The sequence below is a fragment of the Ectorhizobium quercum genome (assembly GCF_026552795.1).
Classification (GTDB): Bacteria; Pseudomonadota; Alphaproteobacteria; order Rhizobiales; family Rhizobiaceae; genus Ectorhizobium; species Ectorhizobium quercum.
Genome location: NZ_JANFPI010000001.1, coordinates 1,005,950 through 1,024,759, shown reverse-complemented (window position 1 = coordinate 1,024,759; position 18,810 = coordinate 1,005,950). Strand labels below are relative to the sequence as shown.

General features: G+C 66.1%; 20 protein-coding genes. 15 read left to right on the top strand and 5 right to left on the bottom strand.

Annotated elements, in window-relative coordinates; translation table 11 throughout:
• Positions 1–14 precede the first annotated feature (14 nt).
• Together tldD and NOF55_RS04610 are read left to right on the top strand one after the other, a co-directional pair.
• The gene (tldD, locus tag NOF55_RS04615) at positions 15–1,433 is read left to right on the top strand and encodes a metalloprotease TldD (RefSeq protein ID WP_306410128.1); all 1,419 of its coding nucleotides are present in this window, start codon (positions 15–17) and stop codon (positions 1,431–1,433) included.
• On the top strand, positions 1,433–1,846 hold the full coding sequence (locus tag NOF55_RS04610) for a bleomycin resistance protein (protein ID WP_306410127.1): 414 nt from the start codon (positions 1,433–1,435) through the stop codon (positions 1,844–1,846). The genes tldD and NOF55_RS04610 overlap by 1 nt, the downstream gene beginning before the upstream one ends.
• Positions 1,847–1,852: 6 nt before the next feature.
• On the opposite strand, the gene NOF55_RS04605 is transcribed toward NOF55_RS04610, so the two are convergent.
• The gene (locus NOF55_RS04605) at positions 1,853–2,161 is read right to left on the bottom strand and encodes a MazG nucleotide pyrophosphohydrolase domain-containing protein (protein ID WP_306410126.1); all 309 of its coding nucleotides are present in this window, start codon (positions 2,159–2,161) and stop codon (positions 1,853–1,855) included.
• A 187-nt stretch (positions 2,162–2,348) separates the two neighbouring features.
• On the opposite strand from NOF55_RS04605, the gene NOF55_RS04600 reads away from it, so the two are divergent.
• The gene (locus NOF55_RS04600) at positions 2,349–3,101 is read left to right on the top strand and encodes a sulfite exporter TauE/SafE family protein (RefSeq protein ID WP_306410125.1); all 753 of its coding nucleotides are present in this window, start codon (positions 2,349–2,351) and stop codon (positions 3,099–3,101) included.
• 27 nt (positions 3,102–3,128) lie between these two features.
• Here the strand turns inward: NOF55_RS04600 and pdxH are convergent, their stop codons facing one another.
• The gene (pdxH, locus tag NOF55_RS04595; protein ID WP_306410124.1) at positions 3,129–3,749 is read right to left on the bottom strand and encodes a pyridoxamine 5'-phosphate oxidase; all 621 of its coding nucleotides are present in this window, start codon (positions 3,747–3,749) and stop codon (positions 3,129–3,131) included.
• Between the two features lie 54 nt (positions 3,750–3,803).
• Here pdxH and NOF55_RS04590 point away from each other — a divergent pair, with 54 nt between their 5' ends.
• The 4 genes from NOF55_RS04590 to NOF55_RS04575 all read left to right on the top strand — a co-directional run bounded on the left by NOF55_RS04590 (position 3,804) and on the right by NOF55_RS04575 (position 7,341).
• Complete coding sequence (locus tag NOF55_RS04590) at positions 3,804–4,250, top strand: RT0821/Lpp0805 family surface protein (protein ID WP_370868915.1); 447 nt, start codon at positions 3,804–3,806, stop codon at positions 4,248–4,250.
• A gap of 141 nt (positions 4,251–4,391) precedes the next feature.
• Positions 4,392–5,588 (top strand): DnaJ C-terminal domain-containing protein, encoded by a 1,197-nt coding sequence (locus NOF55_RS04585; protein WP_306410122.1) that lies wholly within the window; start codon positions 4,392–4,394, stop codon positions 5,586–5,588.
• Positions 5,589–5,804: 216 nt separating this feature from the next.
• Positions 5,805–6,623 (top strand): enoyl-ACP reductase FabI, encoded by an 819-nt coding sequence (gene fabI, locus NOF55_RS04580; RefSeq protein WP_306410121.1) that lies wholly within the window; start codon positions 5,805–5,807, stop codon positions 6,621–6,623.
• Between the two features lie 127 nt (positions 6,624–6,750).
• Positions 6,751–7,341 (top strand): histidine phosphatase family protein, encoded by a 591-nt coding sequence (locus tag NOF55_RS04575; RefSeq protein ID WP_306410120.1) that lies wholly within the window; start codon positions 6,751–6,753, stop codon positions 7,339–7,341.
• Between the two features lie 106 nt (positions 7,342–7,447).
• Here the strand turns inward: NOF55_RS04575 and NOF55_RS04570 are convergent, their stop codons facing one another.
• A complete protein-coding gene (locus NOF55_RS04570) occupies positions 7,448–7,729 on the bottom strand; it encodes a DUF1344 domain-containing protein (RefSeq protein ID WP_306410119.1) in 282 nt (93 codons plus the stop codon).
• Positions 7,730–8,007: 278 nt separating this feature from the next.
• Between NOF55_RS04570 and NOF55_RS04565 the strand changes: the two genes are divergently transcribed.
• From NOF55_RS04565 to ribB, 3 genes are all read left to right on the top strand, one after another.
• The gene (locus NOF55_RS04565; protein WP_306410118.1) at positions 8,008–11,136 is read left to right on the top strand and encodes a bifunctional diguanylate cyclase/phosphodiesterase; all 3,129 of its coding nucleotides are present in this window, start codon (positions 8,008–8,010) and stop codon (positions 11,134–11,136) included.
• A gap of 124 nt (positions 11,137–11,260) precedes the next feature.
• On the top strand, positions 11,261–12,358 hold the full coding sequence (aroC, locus tag NOF55_RS04560) for a chorismate synthase (RefSeq protein ID WP_306410117.1): 1,098 nt from the start codon (positions 11,261–11,263) through the stop codon (positions 12,356–12,358).
• Positions 12,359–12,374: 16 nt separating this feature from the next.
• Entirely contained in the window at positions 12,375–13,475 is a 1,101-nt protein-coding gene (ribB, locus tag NOF55_RS04555) for a 3,4-dihydroxy-2-butanone-4-phosphate synthase (RefSeq protein ID WP_306410116.1), read from the top strand.
• Between the two features lie 223 nt (positions 13,476–13,698).
• Here ribB and NOF55_RS04550 read toward each other — a convergent pair whose 3' ends face one another.
• Complete coding sequence (locus NOF55_RS04550) at positions 13,699–14,889, bottom strand: winged helix-turn-helix domain-containing protein (protein WP_306410115.1); 1,191 nt, start codon at positions 14,887–14,889, stop codon at positions 13,699–13,701.
• A 111-nt stretch (positions 14,890–15,000) separates the two neighbouring features.
• On the opposite strand from NOF55_RS04550, the gene NOF55_RS04545 reads away from it, so the two are divergent.
• Genes NOF55_RS04545 through NOF55_RS04535 form a run of 3 tightly spaced genes read left to right on the top strand, consistent with a single transcriptional unit; the run spans position 15,001 to position 16,874 of the window.
• Positions 15,001–15,681 carry an energy-coupling factor ABC transporter ATP-binding protein gene (locus tag NOF55_RS04545; protein ID WP_306410114.1) on the top strand — a complete coding sequence of 227 codons (681 nt, stop codon included), beginning with the start codon at positions 15,001–15,003 and terminating at the stop codon, positions 15,679–15,681.
• Positions 15,678–16,280, top strand: coding sequence for a CbiQ family ECF transporter T component (locus tag NOF55_RS04540; RefSeq protein ID WP_306410113.1), 603 nt, complete (start codon positions 15,678–15,680; stop codon positions 16,278–16,280). The genes NOF55_RS04545 and NOF55_RS04540 overlap by 4 nt, the downstream gene beginning before the upstream one ends.
• 30 nt (positions 16,281–16,310) lie before the next feature.
• Positions 16,311–16,874, top strand: a complete 564-nt coding sequence (locus tag NOF55_RS04535) for a biotin transporter BioY (protein WP_306410112.1) — start codon at positions 16,311–16,313, stop codon at positions 16,872–16,874.
• A gap of 185 nt (positions 16,875–17,059) precedes the next feature.
• On the opposite strand, the gene NOF55_RS04530 is transcribed toward NOF55_RS04535, so the two are convergent.
• On the bottom strand, positions 17,060–17,461 hold the full coding sequence (locus NOF55_RS04530) for an acyl-CoA thioesterase (protein ID WP_306410111.1): 402 nt from the start codon (positions 17,459–17,461) through the stop codon (positions 17,060–17,062).
• A gap of 79 nt (positions 17,462–17,540) precedes the next feature.
• Between NOF55_RS04530 and NOF55_RS04525 the strand changes: the two genes are divergently transcribed.
• On the top strand, positions 17,541–18,476 hold the full coding sequence (locus tag NOF55_RS04525) for a histone deacetylase family protein (RefSeq protein ID WP_306410110.1): 936 nt from the start codon (positions 17,541–17,543) through the stop codon (positions 18,474–18,476).
• A gap of 2 nt (positions 18,477–18,478) precedes the next feature.
• Positions 18,479–18,733, top strand: coding sequence for an exodeoxyribonuclease VII small subunit (locus NOF55_RS04520; RefSeq protein WP_306410109.1), 255 nt, complete (start codon positions 18,479–18,481; stop codon positions 18,731–18,733).
• Positions 18,734–18,810: the final 77 nt, after the last annotated feature.

The following is an 18,810-nucleotide window of genomic DNA, read 5'->3' as shown; positions in this document are numbered from 1 at the left end:
ACCCGGAAGCCGCCATGACCAGCACAGACCTTCTCTCGCTTTTCGACTGCTCCGAAAGCGAAATCCAGTCCATCGTCTCCTCCGCCCTGCACGGGGCCGACGACGGCGAGCTTTATATCGAGCACGCGCAGGCGGAATCGCTGACCATCGACGACGGACGGCTGAAGGGCGGCTCGTTCAACACGGACCAGGGCTTCGGCCTGCGGGCGGTGGCGGGCGAGACCGTGGGCTATGCCCATGCCGGCGAGATGTCGGCCGCAGCACTCAGGCGCGCCGCCGATGCCGCGGGCGCTGTCGCGCACGGGCATGGCGGCACCTACAGCGAACCGCCGCAGGGCACCAACCGCAAGCTCTACGGCGAGGAAAACCCGATCGGCAGCCCGAGCTTCGAGGAAAAGGCCAGGCTTCTCCAGACCGTCGACCGCTATCTGCGCGACAAGGACAGCCGCGTGCGGCAGGTCACGGCCTCCATTGCCGCAAGCTGGCAGGTGGTCGAGATCCTGCGCGCCGACGGCCACCGCGTCCGCGACATCCGTCCGATGACGCGCCTCAACATCTCCGTCGTCGCCGGCGAAGGCGACCGGCAGGAATCGGGCAGCTTCGGCTTCGGCGGACGCATGGGCTTCGACGCCTTCCTCACCGAAGAACACTGGCAGAAGGGCGCCGACGACGCGCTGCGGCAGGCGCTCGTCAATCTTCAGGCCGTCGAGGCCCCGGCGGGCACGATGGACGTGGTGCTCGGCGCCGGCTGGCCAGGCGTCATGCTGCACGAGGCCGTGGGCCACGGTCTCGAAGGCGACTTCAACCGCAAGAAGACCTCGGCCTTTGCCGGCCTCCTGGGCGAGATGGTGGCCGCGCCGGGCGTGACCGTCGTCGATGACGGCACGATCGGCGAGCGCCGTGGTTCGCTGACCGTCGACGACGAGGGAACGCCCTCCGGCTACAACGTGCTGATCGAGGACGGCCGCCTCGTCGGCTACATGCAGGACCGCCAGAACGCCCGGCTGATGGGCATGAAGCCGACCGGCAACGGCCGCCGGCAGGGCTATTCGCACCGGCCCATGCCGCGCATGACCAACACCTACATGCTCGGCGGCGACAAGACGCCGGACGAGATCATCGCCTCGGTGAAGAAGGGGCTTTACGCCGTCTCCTTCGGCGGCGGCCAGGTGGACATCACCTCCGGCAAGTTCGTGTTCGGCTGCACCGAGGCCTACCTGATCGAGGACGGAAAGATCGGCGCGCCGGTGAAGGGTGCGATGCTGATCGGCAACGGGCCGGACGCGATGAAGCGCGTCACGATGGTCGGCAACGACATGAAACTCGACACCGGCATCGGCAATTGCGGCAAGGCCGGCCAATGGGTCCCGGTCGGCGTCGGCCAGCCGCACCTGCGCATGGACCAGATCACGGTGGGCGGCACCCGGGCCTGATGGGCAATGCGCTCGTTCCCGAACTGGCCGTCACCGACTGGCAGGCCAGCCGCGCCTTCTATTGCAACCTCATCGGTTTCACCGTGCTCTACGAGCGTCCCGAAGAGGGCTTCAGCTTCCTGACGCTCGATCAGGCCGAACTGATGATCGACCAGATCGGCCTCGGGCGCACCTTCGCGGTCGATGGCGCGCCGCTCGAACGCCCGCTCGGGCGCGGTCTCAACCTGCAAATCCGCGTTCCGGACGTCCGCACCATCCTCCCCCGGCTCGAGGCGGCAGGCGTGCCGCTCTACCTGCCGCTCGAAGAGAAATGGTATCGCCGCGATACCCGCGAAACCGGCAACCGCCAGTTCGCCGTCGCCGACCCCGATGGCTACCTCCTCAGACTGTACGAAGACCTCGGCGAACGCTGAAGCCCGTCAACCGTCATCCGGCCTGAACCGCCACTTGCGCTCGACGGCGGCGGCAAGGTCGATACCGTTATTGTGGGCGAAAAGCAGGATGTGCCCCAGCACGTCGGCGGTCTCGTCCTCCAGATCGCGACGCCTTTCCTCCTCGCTCCTGCCCTTGGCGCGGCCCCGGCCGGACAGGCGGTTCCAGGCCTGCGTCAGTTCCCCCACCTCCTCGTGAAGCTTGAGCAGGAACCAGTCGGCATCGCGGCGGATGCCGTTCGAATCGGCATAGCGGCGCGAGGCGTCCTCGAAGCGGCGTTGCAGGTCGGCAAACATTTTGTTCTCCATTTGTTCACGCAAAAATAATCAGGATTCGGACCGGCTGTCCACCGTTTTCGCGGTGGGCGGCTGTCTTGGGAGAACCCTTGCAAAGCCACGCCGTGGAGCGCTAGACCGGAGGGCGCGTAGCCGTTGCGACGGCACGCGGTCTTCGTTTCGTGCCTCCCATCCGGAAACCGGTTCCATGTCCTTCCTCGAAGCCTCCGGGCTTTCCAGCGGCGCCATCGCCCTTCTCGTCGGCGTTTCCTTCCTCGCCGGCCTGGCGCGCGGTTTTTCGGGGTTCGGCGGCGCGCTGATCTTCATGCCGCTGGCCAGTGCGCTGGTGGGGCCGCGGATCGCGACCGTCGCCCTGCTGCTGGCCGACGCGGTGATGACCGCCGGCATGCTGCCGAACGGCTGGCGCAACGCCAACCGGCGGGAGACCTTCGTCATGCTGGCCGGCGCGCTCGTCGGCGTTCCGGCGGGGGCCGCCGCACTCGCGCACCTGCCGCCGCTTTCGGTGCGCTGGGGCATCTGCATCCTGGTCTTCGCGATGCTTGTCCTGCTCGTTTCCGGCTGGCGCTATCGCGGCCGGCCGAAAACGCCGCTGACGGTGCTGGTGGGAGCGGTGGCCGGCTTCTTCGGCGGCGCGGCGCAGTTGAGCGGCCCGCCGGTCGTCGCCTACTGGCTGGGCCGCGCGCTTCCCGCGAGCCGCATGCGGGCAAGCATCGTGCTCTATTTCGGCCTCGGCTCGGTGCTTTCAGCGGCGAGCTATTATGCCAACGGGCTTTTCGTGAAGGAAGCCTTCGCCGTGGCGCTGATCGCCTGCCCGAGCTTCGGCCTCGGCATCGCCGCCGGCGCGCGGCTGTTCGGCCTGGCGAGCGAGGCGACCTTCCGGCGCATCTGCCTCGGCCTCATCGCCGCCGCTGCCGTGCTCGGCCTGCCTGTTTTCGGGTGAAACCGGCAGGCCGCATGTCCTGACAGCTCAGGGATAGAGCCGCGCCTTGCCCCACGGCGCATCCGGCGCGCCGCGTTCGAACAGCACGCGGTCGTGCAGACGGAAAGGCCGGTCGTGCCAGAACTCGATGGAGGTCGGGCGGATGCGGAAACCCGACCAGTATTGCGGCCGTGGAATCTCGCCGATGGCGTATTTCGCGGTGTATTCGGCCACGGCCTTTTCCAGCGCGAAGCGGCTTTCGAGCGGGCGCGACTGCTTCGAGGCCCAGGCGCCGATGCGGCTGCCGCGCGGGCGCGACGCATAATAGGCATCGGCCTCGGCGTCCGTCACCGGCTCGACCGGCCCGCGGATGCGCACCTGGCGGCGCAGCGACTTCCAGTGGAAGCACATGGCGGCCTTCTTCTGGCCGAGGATTTCGCGGCCCTTGCGGCTTTCGAAATTGGTATAGAAGACGAAGCCGGCCGTGTCGTAGCCCTTCAGCAGGACCATGCGCACGTTCGGCAGGCCGGTCTCGTCGACGGTGGCGAGCGCCACCGCGTTGGGATCGTTGACTTCCGCGGTTTCGGCATCCTTGAGCCAGCGTTCGAACAGGGCGAACGGCTCCTCTTCGGCGGTGAAGTCACCGCTTGTTAACCCATTCTCCGTCATATTAAGTAAAATGCTCCGAACTTGGCCCGGCAAGGGCCAGCGACACGATGAAAGGTGATCGTCATAACAAAAAGCCGGAACACCAGAAAGGGTGCGCTTCGGATCGGCAGTGCTTTTTTTGCCGTGTCGCTTTTGTGTGCGGCACTTTCAGGCTGCATGAGCTTCGACTTTTTCGATTCGCGCACGGACTCCTCCGTCACCACGAATTCGGTGCCGCAGAAGAAATCGCAGGAAGCGGTTTCCGACGAGGCCACCGTGCGCAATGCCGTGACCTCCGCCGACCTGGCGAAGCTCGGCCAGTCTCCCCTGCCCTGGGCCAACGCCTCGACCGGCAGCGCCGGCGTCGTCACCGCCATCAACGAGAACCGCATCGGCGGCACCCTGTGCCGCAGCTTCTCCACCACGCGCCACGCCTATGACGGCATCGCCGCCTTTACCGGCGACACCTGCCTCGACGCCAACGGCGAATGGAAGCTCGTGCGTTTTACGCGACAGAACTGACCCCCATCTCCATAAACTATCGATTAGCAATTCTGGCTTAATCTCGGCAGCAGGGTAAGTGCGCCCGCGGCATGTCTTCCGGTTGCGTGGGCCGTGCGCACGAGTGTTCGAGTAGAGTAGCGGCTGTGCCGAACCGGCGGCATGGCCGTCGAAGTTTCGGTGGCCACGATGCGCGATCCGTATACCGTTCTCGGCGTCAGGCAGGACGCCCAGGACGAAGAAATCAAGGCAGCCTGGCGGGCCCGGGTGAAAAGCGTGCATCCCGACCACAATCGGGACGACCCGCAGGCCGCTGCCCGCTTCGCGGAAATCGGCGCGGCCTACGAACTGTTGCGCGACCCGCAGAAACGCAACCGCTACGACGCCCGCCACGGCAAGGCCGATGGTGACGGCGAAACCATCATGCAGAAGCGGCAGGCCGCCCGCGAAGCGGCCGAACGCGCCCACGCCGCCCGTGAGGAAGCCGCCCGGGTGATGGAGGAACTGGCGCGGGCGAACGCCCAGCGCGCCGCGCAGGCCGCCCGGGAGACGTCCGGCGCGACTTCCGACGACAGCGCCGAGGCGATGGTGAACCGCATCTTCGGCACCGGCGAAAAGGCCGGCGCGGCGGGCGCGGCGCAGGACACGGCGCCGAAGCAGGACGCCGCGCCGCAGCAGGGCGCCTATGACGGCGGCGCCGGGCCCGCGGATGCGACGACGGAAACCACCCAGACATCGTCCCCCGAGGAGACCGAGGCCGGCCGCGCATCTTCCGCGCCGCTGTCGGTTCAGGCGATCGATCTCATCAGCTACTGGATCCGCCGCCTGCGCGGCATCGAGCCGGTGCCGGAAAAGGCGCCCGATATCGTCACGGACGTCACGGTGTCCATCGACGACCTGATCGCGGGCCGCAAGGTCTACGCGACGCTGTTCGACGGGCGCGAGGTGCGCGTCCAGCTCGAGCCCGGTATGACCCGGGACCATGTGGTGCGGATCGAGGGCCAGGGGCACCGCTTCCAGGGCATGCAGCGCGGCGACGTGCGCGTCACGCTGAAGATCGCCCCCGACCCGCGCTTCGACGTGGAGGGTTTCGATATCCACACCGTTCTTCCGGTCACGCTCGAAAATGCCGTGCTGGGTTGCGAAAGCACCGTCGAATCGCCCGAGGGGCCGGTCGCCATCAGCATCCCGCCGTGGTCGGATTCCAACCGTTCCATCCGCATCGAGGGCCAGGGCCTGCCGGAAACGGAAGACCGGCGCGGCGACCTGGTGGTGGAACTGCGCCTCGTCCTGTGGGAAAAGCCGGACGACAAGGTGACGGACCTGATGCGCCACATGCGCGAAGGCCTGTATATCTGAGGCCGCCACGCGCCGAGCAAGCATTGTTACAGCGCCTTACACGAGATGATCCGGCCCCGCTTGAACGCTCCCGCCGGCTATGCCATAGGCATCATTCAAGATGCCCGGACCCTCCCGACACCACGGAGAGACCCGGGCCGGAACCATTTCGATAGCAATTTCGATTCTGGCGCCGCGCTTTTCATGACGCCGCGCAGAAGAAGCAGGGAGCAATACATGGCTGAGCTTTCCGGTCTGCTGGCAGGCAAACGCGGCCTCATCATGGGCGTTGCGAACAATCGTTCCATCGCCTGGGGCATTGCCAGGGCCGCACGCGACGCGGGCGCCGAACTGGCCCTCACCTGGCAGGGCACGGCGCTGAAGAAGCGCGTCGAGCCGCTCGCCGGCGAACTCGACGCCTTCATGGCCGGCGATTGCGACGTCACCGATCTCGAAAGCATCGACACGGTGTTCGACGCGCTGGAAAAGAAGTGGGGCAAGATCGACTTCGTGGTCCACGCCATCGCCTTTTCCGACAAGGACGAGCTGACCGGCCGCTATCTCGATACCAGCCGCGACAACTTCACCAGGACGATGGACATTTCTGTCTATTCCTTCACCGCCATCGCCAAGCGGGCCGAGCGCATCATGAACGACGGCGGCTCGATGGTGACGCTGACCTATTACGGCGCGGAAAAGGTGATGCCGCACTATAACGTCATGGGCGTCGCCAAGGCGGCACTGGAAGCCTCCGTGCGCTACTTGGCCGTCGACCTCGGCGGCCGCGGCATCCGCGTCAACGCGATCTCGGCGGGCCCGATCAAGACGCTCGCCGCATCCGGCATCGGCGACTTCCGCTACATCCTCAAGTGGAACGAATACAATGCGCCGCTGAAGCGCACCGTCACCATCGAGGAAGTCGGCAAGTCGGCGCTCTACATGCTGTCGGACCTGTCGACCGGCGTGACCGGCGAGGTCCATCACGTCGATTCCGGCTATCACACGGTCGGCATGAAGGCGGTGGACGCCCCGGATATTTCCGTCGTCAAGGAATGATATCGTCAGGGGCGGGACCCAGGGCGCTTCCGCCGCACGGCGAGGCGCCTTTCCCCCTCGTCCCGGACGATGCGGGACACGGCAAGCCGCCGGCCATCGCCGCCTGAACACCCCACCAGGAGCCGACATGCTGATCTATGTCATCCGCCACGGCCAGACGGACTGGAACGCCGAGCAGCGTATGCAGGGGCAGCGCGACATTCCGCTGAACAGCCTCGGACGGGCGCAGGCGACCGGCAACGGCGAGGCGCTGAAGGCGGTTCTCGGGGCGAGCGCCGCGGCCTACGACTACGTCGCCAGCCCCCTCGGCCGGACCCGCGAAACGATGGAGCGCATGCGCAGCGCGATGGGCCTCGACCCGCGCAACTACACGACCGACGCACGGCTGGTGGAAGTCTCGTTCGGCGATTGGGAAGGCTTCACGCTGGCGGAGCTCGCGCAGCGCTTTCCCGAGCGGGTGGCCGAGCGCGAACGCTCGAAGTGGGATTTCATTCCCCCCGGCCCCGCTGCCGAAAGCTATGAAATTCTGTCGTGGCGGGTAGGCTCCTGGCTCGCCTCCGTCAACCGCCCCACCGTCTGCGTCTGCCACGGCGGCGTCATCCGCAGCCTGTTCCGTCTCGTCGGCGGTCTGGAGCCCGATCAGGCGGCCGTTGCGGAAACGCCGCAGGACCGCATCCTGTCGGTCGCACCGCGCGAGGGCCGGATCGGCTGGGTCTGACGCGAGCGGCCCGGCGTTCCACCGAACCACCAAACCGCTCGACTTCCCTGTTTTCACGCAATTCCGGACGCAATACCGCTGCCGCGCTTTTGCGTCCGGAACTGCCCTATTCGCTGACCTGAAGGTCGTCCACGATGCGCCGGCCGTCCACGACGGTGTAGAAGACGACGACCGTCTGCCCGGTCGCCAGCCCTCCGAAGTTGAACTCCTCCGGAACCTCGTAGTTCTTGCCGTCGTCGAGCGTGATCGTCAGCTTGTCGGTGTCGATCCGGGCGATCTTGGCCTCGACATCGGCGCTCTGGGCGAACGAGGTCACGGGCAGCAGGACGCCGACCGTTATCAGCAGAGCTAGGATGATATGCACGGAGCGGGCTCCCTTACGATCCATTCTTGAGCGACGCGGCAAGAATACTCTCCTGAATATGGCGAATTGCGGCCCGCAAGATGACATTAGGGCAACGATTGATGGACCTATTTCGGGCGCCTTTCAAGGGCGTAGCCGGTTTATGCTCAGCTTGCCTTGCCTATTTCAAGGATTATGGGGAAATGCTAAATTAACCTCCCCTTTCTATCGTCTTTCCTTGAAACGAAAAGGGACGGGGTTTGAATTACTGGGCTATCCAACGACGGCGTTTCCGCGATTTCATGCAGCGAACGGGCGTCGCCGTGGCTGGCGCGGGTCTGATTGCGCTGTCCATCGTCGCCATTAGCGTCGCCCTCGACCGCCAGAACAGCCAGACCTATCGCACCGCTCTGCACGAGGACGCCGACCGGACCGCCTTCTTCCTCCAGCAGCGCCTGTCCGGCCAGATCAAGGCCGACCAGAACACCGCGCGCAATCTCGCCCGCGCCTTTGCGCTGAACCCCGACGAGGCCATGCACCGGTTCGCCGACGAGGCGCAGTTCGTTCTGGCCACCAACCCCTATTTCACCCGGATCGACATCGCGCCCGCGGCCAGGCTGGCCTACAGCTTCCCGCAACATCCCGAAACCGGGCTGGCGGGTCTTTCGCTGACGGAGCGCTATGCCGGCGAGGGCCGCCAGATGCGGCATGCCGAAGCCAATCTCCACAAGGGCCGGCCCTCGCTGATCGCGACGCAGGAGGGCCAGCTGGTCCTGCTGACGCCGGTGATGATCAACCCGCTCAACCAGTCGACCGGCACCTTCTGGGGCACGGTCGAAATCATCATCGCCGAAAACCATTTCTTCAATGCCGCCGGCTTTACCGTCATGACCCCGGAGATCTTCCACGAGATCCGCGACATGCGCGTGGCCATCCGCGATATTTCCGGACGCGGCAACGGCATCGCGCCGACCTATCTGTTCGGCGATCCGGAGATGGCGGGCGAGACGCCGGTGGTCCGCCGCGTTCCCTTCGACGGCGGCGCGCTGGAAGTCATGGTCATGCCGGCAACGGGCTGGGACATCCCGTGGGCCAAGGCGGCGGCGTTCCGCTTCGCCCTCGTGCTGGCCGGCTGCGCCATCATTATCCCGATCTTCGGCGCCAGCATGCTGATCGCGGAGCGCAACAGCAACATCGTCGCGCTCCAGGGCCGCGAGGCCCGGCTGCTGGAGCTTTCGCAGCGCTACAACCTGGCGATGGAATCCTCCCACATCGGCATCTGGGAGATGCAGGACGGCTCGGACGACATCTACTGGGACGAGCGCGCGGCGATGCTGCACGGCGAGCTGCCGGAGGAAATCGTCAGCCCGCTGGAGCAATGGCTGATGCGCGTCGTGCCCGAGGACCGCGACAAGGTGCGGGCGCATTTCTGCGACGACAAGCTGACGGGCTGCACCTACAATACGACCTACCGCATCCAGACCAGCGACGGCTCCATCCGCTGCCTGCGCTCGGTCGGCTCGCGTTACGAAAGCGTCGGCACCTCGACCCGCACGACCGGCATCATCTGGGACGTGACATCGGACGAGATGCTGAACCAGACGCTACGCGAGGCGAAGGAACTCAGCGACATCAAGAACGCCGAACTCGAACTCGCCTTGCAGGAGCTTTCCAGCCGCGAGCAGGAGCTCGAAGACCTTTCGCGCAAGCTCGACCTGGCGCTGGAATCCTATCATTGCGGCATATGGGAAGCCAATCTGGAGAACGGAACCGAATACTGGGATGCACGCATGTGCCAGCTTTACGGCGTGCCGCCGGAACGGTGCATCGTGACCCACAAGGACTGGCTCGACGCCATCCATCCCGACGACCGCGTGCTGGCACGAACCAACATTGCGGAATTCGAGCCCGGCGCACGCACGAAAGCGCTCGTGGTGCGCGTCATCCGCCCCGACGGCGAGACCCGCTACATCCGCTCCGTCGGCCAGATGCATGTCGGGCGCGACGGCAGCCGCAAGATCATCGGCATCGCCATCGACGTGACGGAAGACACGCTGCTGACGCAGGCGCTGAAATCGGCCAAGCAGGAAGCCGACGTCAAGAACGTCGAGCTGGAAGCGGCCAAGAGCCGCATCGAGCACAACGCGCTCCACGATCCGCTGACCGCGCTCGGCAACCGCCGCAAGCTGGACCTCGAACTCGAGCGGCTTTCACAGGAAAGCGCGGGAAAGCGCGTCAGCTTCGCCATCCTCCATCTCGACCTCGACCGCTTCAAGCAGATCAACGACACGCTGGGGCACGCCGCCGGCGACGCGATGCTCAACCATGTGGCGCGGGTCCTGACGTCGAATGTCGGCCACCTGACGCCGGAGCCGGCGGCGAACCTCGTCGCCCGCATCGGCGGCGACGAATTCGTCATCCTCCTGCCGGGAACGGATTCGCGCACGGCCCTGACGGCGCTGGCCAACCGCATCGTCCAGGAAATCCGCCAGCCGGTGGAGATCGACGGCTTCTCCTGCCGCTGCGGCGTTTCCATCGGCATCGCGCAGGGTTCGGGCACCGACGTCGACGCGCGCAGGGTGCTCATCAACGCCGACATCGCCCTTTACCGCGCCAAGCGCATGGGCCGGAACCGCTACGAGTTCTTCACCCAGAACCTTCAGGCCGAAATCATCAACGCCAAGCGCATGGCCGACGAAATCCTCGCCGGCATCGACAACAACGAGTTCACCGCCTGGTATCAGCCGCAATTCTGCGCCAAGACCATGCAGCTGACCGGCGTCGAGGCGCTCGTGCGCTGGCATCATCCGACCCACGGTCTCATCACGCCGGACCGCTTCCTGAGCATCGCCGAGGAACTCAATGTCGTCGCCACGCTCGACCGGATGGTGATGCAGACGGCGCTGAAGGACCGGATGCGCTGGGCGGCGATGGGCATCAACGTGCCCAAGGTTTCCGTCAACGTATCGCTGCGCCGGCTGCACGACGAGGCGCTGATCGAAACCCTCAAGGGCCTGTCGATCACGCCGGGCGAACTCTGCTTCGAACTGGTGGAATCCATCTTCCTCGACGACCGCGAGGCGATCACCGACATCAATCTGGAGCAGATAAAGGCGCTGGGCATCGACATCGAGATCGACGATTTCGGCACCGGCCATACCTCCATCGTCAGCCTTCTGAAACTGAAGCCGAAGCGGCTGAAGATCGACCGCCAGCTCGTCATGCCGATCCTGGCGTCGACGCGCGAGCGGGCGCTGGTGCGCTCGATCATCGACATCGCCCGCTCGCTCGGCGTGGAAACGGTCGCCGAAGGGGTCGAGACGCTCGATCACGCGCGCATGCTCGCCGATCTGGGCTGCGACATGCTTCAGGGCTACGCCTTCGCCAAGCCGCTGTCCTTCGAGGACTTCGCCCAGCGCACCATCGAGACGGGCTGGAAATTCGCCGTGTGAGGCATTGTCCGGAAAAAACGCCCGCTGTGTCACCCCTTGAAGGAAATAAAGCCTTTTGCTTGAGGGGCGTTTTCCACTAAGAGTGTGCCCGTCGATCGCGCCTCAAGAAGCATTTCGGATACCCATGTCGCACAATACGTTCGGTCATCTTTTCCGCGTCACCACCTGGGGCGAGAGCCACGGCCCGGCACTCGGATGCGTGGTCGACGGCTGCCCTCCCGGCCTGACCTTCACCTCCGCCGACATCCAGTCCTTTCTCGACAGGCGCAAGCCCGGCCAGTCCCGTTTCGTGACGCAGCGCCGCGAGGCGGACGAGGTGCGCATCCTGTCCGGCGTCATGCCCTCCCCGGACGGCCAGGGCCACACCACCACCGGCACGCCGGTCTCGCTTTTGATCGAGAACACCGACCAGCGCTCCAAGGACTACGGCGAGATCGCCCGCCAGTACCGTCCCGGGCACGCAGACTATACCTACGACGTCAAATACGGCATCCGCGACTATCGCGGCGGCGGGCGCTCCTCGGCCCGCGAGACGGCGGCGCGCGTGGCGGCCGGCGCGCTCGCCCGGCTGGTCGTGCCCGGCGTGACGATCCGCGGCGCGCTGGTGCAGATCGGCAAGCACAGGATCGACCGCAGCCGCTTCGACTGGGCCGAGGTCGAGCGCAACCCGTTCTTCTGCCCTGACCCCGGAACCGTGCCGGTCTGGGAAGACTATCTCGACGGCATCCGCAAGGCCGGCTCCTCGGTCGGCGCCGTGGTGGAGGTGGTCGCCGACGGCGTGCCCGCCGGGCTCGGCGCGCCGCTCTACGGCAAGCTGGACCAGGACATCGCCTCGCTGCTGATGTCGATCAACGCCGTCAAGGGCGTGGAGATCGGCAACGGCTTCGAGGCCGCCGAAATCACCGGCGAGGAAAACGCCGACGAGATGCGCATGGGCAACGACGGCAAGCCGCTCTTCCTGTCCAACCACGCCGGCGGCATTCTCGGCGGCATCTCGACGGGCGCGCCGATCGTCGCCCGCTTCGCCGTCAAGCCGACCTCGTCGATCCTCACGCCGCGCCAGTCCATCGACGCGGACGGGCAGCAGGTCGAGGTGCGCACCAAGGGCCGCCACGACCCCTGCGTCGGCATCCGCGCCGTGCCCGTCGGCGAAGCGATGCTCGCCTGCGCCATCGCCGACCATTACCTGAGAGACCGCGGCCAGACCGGCCGCCTGAAATAACGCAAGGACAACCGAGATGAGCTTTGACCAGAAGCGCGTCGTGGACGCCATCCGCGCCTTCGAAGCTGGTGAAATCGTCGTCGTCACCGATGACGACGACCGTGAAAACGAAGGCGACCTGATCGTCGCTGCCGTTCATTGTACGGCGGAAAAGATGGCGTTCATCGTGCGCCACACCTCGGGCATCGTCTGCGCGCCCATGCCGAAGGAGGAGGCCAAGCGCCTCAACCTCAACGCGATGGTTGCGGAAAACGACAGCGCCCACACCACTGCCTTCACTGTCACCGTCGACTTCAAGCACGGCACCACCACCGGCATTTCCGCCGAGGACCGGACGCTGACGGTACGCAACCTCGCCAATCCGAATGTCGGCCCCACCGACTTCACCCGCCCCGGCCACATCTTTCCGCTAGTGGCGCGCGAGGGCGGCGTGCTGATGCGCTCCGGCCATACCGAAGCCGCCGTCGACCTGTGCAAGCTGGCCGGCCTGCCGCCCATCGGCGTGATCTGCGAACTCGTCAACGACGACGGCACCGTCACGCGCGGCCCGCAGGTTGCCGATTTCGCCGAACGGCACGGGTTAAAGCAGGTTTCGGTCGCCGACCTGATCGCCTATCGCCAGCGCAAGGAAACGCTGGTCGAGCTGGAATCGAGCTTCACCATCGAAACGCCCTTCGGCCCGGCCCGGGCGCAGACCTATTCGCTGCCCTGGGACCCGATGCAGCACATGGCCGTCATCTTCGGCGACATTCGCGACGGCGAGGACATTCCGGTGCGCCTGCACCCGGAAGACGTCGCCAACGACGTGTTCGGCGCCGGCCAGCCGGTGGCGCATTACATGCAGAAGATTTCCGAGGCCGGCCGCGGCGTCATCGTCTACCTCCGCGAGGGCTCCGTCGGCGTCGGCCAGAGCGAGCGGGCGCGCAAGGTGCGCAGCCTGCCGGAAGACCACGAGCAGGCCCGCTCCCGCGAGCATGAATGGCTGGAAATCGGCCTCGGCGCCCAGATCCTCAAGGATCTCGGCATTTCCTCGATCCGCCTGCTGACCACCCGCGAGCGCCACTATGTCGGCCTCGAAGGCTTCGGCATCAAGATCACCGCGACGGATATCGGCTGACCTCCAAGGCAAAAGAAGCGGCGGCGGGCGGATACCCCCTCTGGCTGCCGCCATCTCTCCCCACAAGGGGGGAGAAAACCGCGGCAATCGCCCGGCTCTCTTCAACGCCTGCGAACCGGGAAACCGGCGCATCTTTCGTTTTGCCCCCTTGTGGGGAGATTGCGGGTAGCCGGAGGCGGCGTGACACGAGCGACCTCGGAAGCGTAAACCGCCCGCATATCCGCTACCCCCGCCACCCGTCCCGATAATCCACCCGCTCCACCCCGCAGAAGCGGGCGACGCGCTGCAATTCGGCGTCGAGCTTCTCGAGCCGGCCGGACGAGGCCCGCACGCCGGGTTCCAACCACAGGCGCCGGACCGAGAGGACCCCTTCCCCGCGCTCGGCCTTCATGTCGATGCGGCCGATCAGCCGGTCGCCCTCGATGAGCGGGAAGACATAATAGCCGTATTGCCGCTTCCCTTCCGGCACGAAGACCTCGATGCGGTAGAAGAAGCCGAACAGGCGCTCGGCACGGCTGCGGTCGCGTAAGAGCGGATCGAACGGCGAAAGCACCCGGATGCGGGCCGGCGGTTCCGGCGCCTGCCCGATCCTGCCAGCAATGCCCGCGAAGGCGAAGGCCGGGCGCGGCTTTTCCCCCGCTGCCGGTGCGATGGCGACCTCCTCAAGCTCGTCGCGATGGGCGGCAACCCAGTCCCGGGCCTCCTGCGGGCTGACGAGCGCGAAAAAGGCGGCGATTTCACCGGGCGTGGCAAAGCCCAGCCGCATGAGCGCGCCGCGGCAGGCGAAATCCACGAAGGCGTCGTGATCGACCTCGGCGGCATGCAGGTCGGCGGGCAGGACCCGCGAGGACAGATCGTAGACTTTCTGGAAGTTCGTGCGTCCGGCAATTGCCAGATGGCCGGTGCGCCAGAGGAACTCCAGCGCGGTCTTCGAGGGGTGCCAGTTCCACCAGCCGCCCGAAACGTGATCCTCGGCCTTGAGGTCGCGGGCCATGACCGGGCCGTTCGTGCGGATGCGTTCGAGCGTCTCCTCGAAGACGGCCTCGAAGCCCTCGCCGCGCCACTTCCTCCACCCTTCGCGGATACGGGGCTCCTCGCGCAGGAAGCGCCATTTCCAGTAGGGGAAAAAGGCGGACGGCAGGATCGACGCATCATGCGTCCAGTGCTCGAACAGCAGCCGGTCCTTCTCAATCAGCGCGTCGAGATGGGCCGGGCGATAGGTCTGGTTACGGGCGAACAGGATCATGTGATGGGCGCGCTCGACCGTGCGGATGCTGTCCACCTGCACGAAACCGAGCCGGGTGACGAGATCGTACAGCCCCTCCTTGCCGAGCGAACGGCCGGGCGGGCCGGAAAGCCCCTGCCTTTCGATGAAAAACCGCCTTGCATCTTTGTTCGAAACCGGAATCGCCATGAAACCAGCGTAGAAAAGACGGCGCAAAAAGACAATGTTCTTTTTATGTTCCGATTTCTCTTTTCATTCTCCAGGGAGTATAAGCCTGCGGGTCCGATGGAAGGAGAGAGCGTGAACATTCGTTTCGAGGGCGCAGGCGTCGATTTCGGCGACCGCACGGTGCTTCAGCCGCTCACGCTTTCGCTCGCCGAGCGCCGCATCGGCGTGATCGGCCTCAACGGCTCTGGAAAATCGACCTTCGCGCGGCTGATCAACGGGCTCGTGGCGCCGAGCCGGGGCCGCATCACGCTCGACGGCCTCGACACGGTGGCCGATGCGAAAACGCTGGCAGGCCGCACGGGCTACATCTTCCAGAACCCGGCCAACCAGATCATCATGCCGATCGTCGCCGAAGACATGGATTTCGGCCTGAAGAACCGCGGGCTCGACAAGGCGCAGCGGGCGGCGAAGATCGCGGAAACGCTGGAGGCGCTCGCCATCGCCCATCTGGAACGGCGCCGGGCGCACGAGCTGTCCGGCGGCGAGCTTCAGCTTGCGGCGCTGGCCGCCGTGCTCGTCACCGGCCCCGACCTCGTCATTCTCGACGAGCCCACCAACCAGCTCGATCTGAAGAACCGGCGCCTCGTCGAACGGACGATGGCCGGGCTTTCGCAGCAGCTCATCGTCATCAGCCACGATCTGGCGCTGCTCGACGGTTTCGACCGCGTGCTTCTTTTCCACGAGGGCCGGCTTGCGGCGGATGCGCCACCGGCCGAGGCCGTCGCCCGCTATCTAGAGATCGCCGGCGCATGAAGTCGCTCTACGTCGAAGGCACGAGCCCGCTCCACCGCCTGCCCGTCCGGCCGAAACTCGTGTTTCTCGCCCTGCTCGGCATCAGCCTGTTCCTGACGCGCAACCCGCTGCTTCTGCTTATCGGCCCCGCACTCGGCGCGCTCGTCTATTTCACGCTCGGCCTGCCGGCGGCCGAGGCGCTCAGGCGCCTTCGCCCGGTCTTCCTGACCATCGCCATCGTCGCCGCCTTCAGTTTCATGGTCAATTCGGCGGAAGAGGCGCTGCTGCAACTGCTGCGGCTGACGACGCTGATGCTGTTTGCCGCCGCCGTCACCGCCACCACGACGGTCGGGGATTTCATCGACGAGATCACCCGGCTGGCGCAGCCGCTGGAACGGGCGGGCCTCGTCCGCGCCGCCGATATCGGGCTGGCCTTCGGGCTGGTCGTGCGATTCGTGCCGGAAATCCTCGCCCGCTACGAAGCCATCCGCGAGGCGCACAAGGCACGCGGGCTGAAGGTCCGGCCCCTGACTTTGGTCGCACCCCTGGTGATTCTGACCCTCCGCGAGGCCGACCAGATCGCCGCCGCCATTGACGCGCGCGGCCTTCGCCGCCATTAAGACGTCAATGAAGTGGAGGTTTCCCAGACCATGAATACCCGCGATCTCGTTCTCGTTTCACTGTTTGCCGCCATCATCGTGGCGCTCGGCCTGCTGCCGCCGATCCCGCTCGGCTTCATTCCCGTGCCGATCACGGCGCAATCGCTCGGCGTCATGCTGGCGGGCGTCATCCTCGGGGCGAAGCGCGGCGCGCTCGCCGTGGCTCTGGTCATCCTTCTCGTCATCGTCGGCCTGCCCGTGCTGTCAGGCGGCCGCGGCGGCCTCGGCGTCTTCTCCCAGCCAACCGTCGGCTTCCTCCTCGGCTGGCTGCCCGCCGCCTTCGTCACCGGCCTTCTGTCCCAGCGCTTCGTCAACAGCACGCAGGGCAGCGTCGCCCAGCTTGCCAACTTCTTCATCGCCGCCGTCGCCGGCGGCGTGGTCGTGCTCTATGCCTGCGGCATCCTCGGCGTGATGCTGGTCACGGGACTGCCCTTCGCCAAGGCCTTCGCCGGCTCGCTGGCCTTCATCCCGGGCGATCTCGTCAAGGCGGGCGTCGCAGCGCTCGCCGCCCGCGCCGTGCAGGCCGGCTACCCGCTTCTGCCGGTCCGCCGGTAAATCGGAGACACCGGGGCCGCCTGCGGGCGGCCTCAACGTATCCACCACCCCACTCCCTCGTCACCCTCGAGCTCGAGCCCAAGGATCCACGCCGCAGGCGGCGCGGTGGATGGACGGGTCAGGCCCGACCATGACGAACGAGAGCGATACAGCCTTTGTCAGCGGTCCGGAGCGGCCTTGCCGTTTCAGGGCAGGAAATCGTAGAGCCAGTCGCGCAGGGCTTCCGGCAGGCGGGCCTCCTCGCCCTTGTCCCGGTCATAGGCCGTCCAGACGATTTCAACGCGGGCGGCAAGCGTGCCGTCCCGCTCGATGAGCACGGCAAAGCCGACCGTCTGCATGCCGATCTTGTCGATCTCCACCCGCAGGCGGGCGATATCGTCATAGTGGAGCGGCTTGTGAAAGACGCATTCCATGCGCTTCATCGCGAAAGCCGGCTCGCTCTCCACCGTCGGGCGCTGGCTCCAGAAATCGACCAGCGCCTGTTCCGCCAGCGTCAGATAGGCGGCGTTGTGCATCTGCCCCTGCATGTCGACGTCGCGATAGGCGACGCGAATGTCCATCGTATCGAAAGCGTCGTTCGTGGCCATTGTTTTTCCCCAGCTTTAACCGCATCTAAAACGTCGACGGGGAAAAGAACAAGACTCCCTTCGCCAACGGACGAGCGGCATGACGACACGCCTTTACGAACATGCGGATTTTCTCAGGCACGAGGTGCCGAAAGGCCATCCGGAGCATCCGGACCGGCTGCGGGCGCTGGCGCTCGCGCTCGAACATCCGAATTTCGCGCGGCTTGAGCGGGCGGAAGCGCCGCGCGCCAGCGAGGACGCCGTCCTGATGGCCCATACGGAAGAGTATTTACAGCACATCATGCGCTCGATGCCGGAGGAAGAGAGCGACATCCGCAGGGTGGCCGAGGATACCTACGGGTCCGCCGGCACGCTTCAGGCAGCGCTTCGCGCCGTCGGCGGGGCGATAGCGGCGGTCGACGACGTGTTTGCCGGCACGGCCGACAACGCCTTCGTCGCCTCCCGCCCGCCGGGGCATCATGCGGGCCGCGCCCGCACCGCCGGCTTCTGCCTGTTCAACAACGCGGCCATCGCCGCCGCGCACGCCCGCGCCGCCCACGGGGCCGAGCGCATCGCCATCGTCGACTGGGACGTCCACCACGGCGACGGCACGCAGGAGATCGTCTGGAACGATCCCGACACGCTGTTCGCCTCGATCCACGAGGCGCCGCTCTATCCCTTCTCCGGCCGGGTGGAGGAAACCGGCATCGCCGGAAACGTCGTCAACGTTCCGCTTTCCGCCGGTTCTTCCGGCGACCAGTTCCGCGAAGCCTTCCGCGACCGCATCCTCCGGGCGCTTCGCAACTTCAGCCCGGACATCGTCATCGTTTCCGCCGGCTTCGACGCGCATCACCGCGACAGGGCCGGCCATCTGAACCTCACCGGCGAGGATTTCGACTGGGCGACGGGCCGGCTGATGGAAATTGCCGAGGATAGCGCCGGCAACCGGGTCGTCAGCCTGCTCGAAGGCGGCTATGATCTTGAAGGTCTGGCCGAGTCGGCCGGCCTGCATATTTCAAGACTGATCCGGGGTTGACCATGACCGACATCGCCACGCCCGCCGACATCACCGGCCTTTCCTTCGAAAAGGCGGTGGCAGAACTGGAAAACATCGTGGCGCGGCTGGAGCGCGGCGACGTGGCGCTGGACGAATCCATCGCCATCTACGAACGCGGCGAAGCGCTGAAGAAGCATTGCGAGACCCTTCTTTCCGCCGCCGAGAACCGCATCGAGAAGATCCGCATCGACCGCGCCGGCAAGCCGCAGGGCACGGAACCGCTGGACAACGGCTGATTGTCCATGCCCCGCGCCGGGCAAGGCGCGGACTTTCGGCACGGCAACAGAATTTCCCCTTGGGGTCATTGACCTTT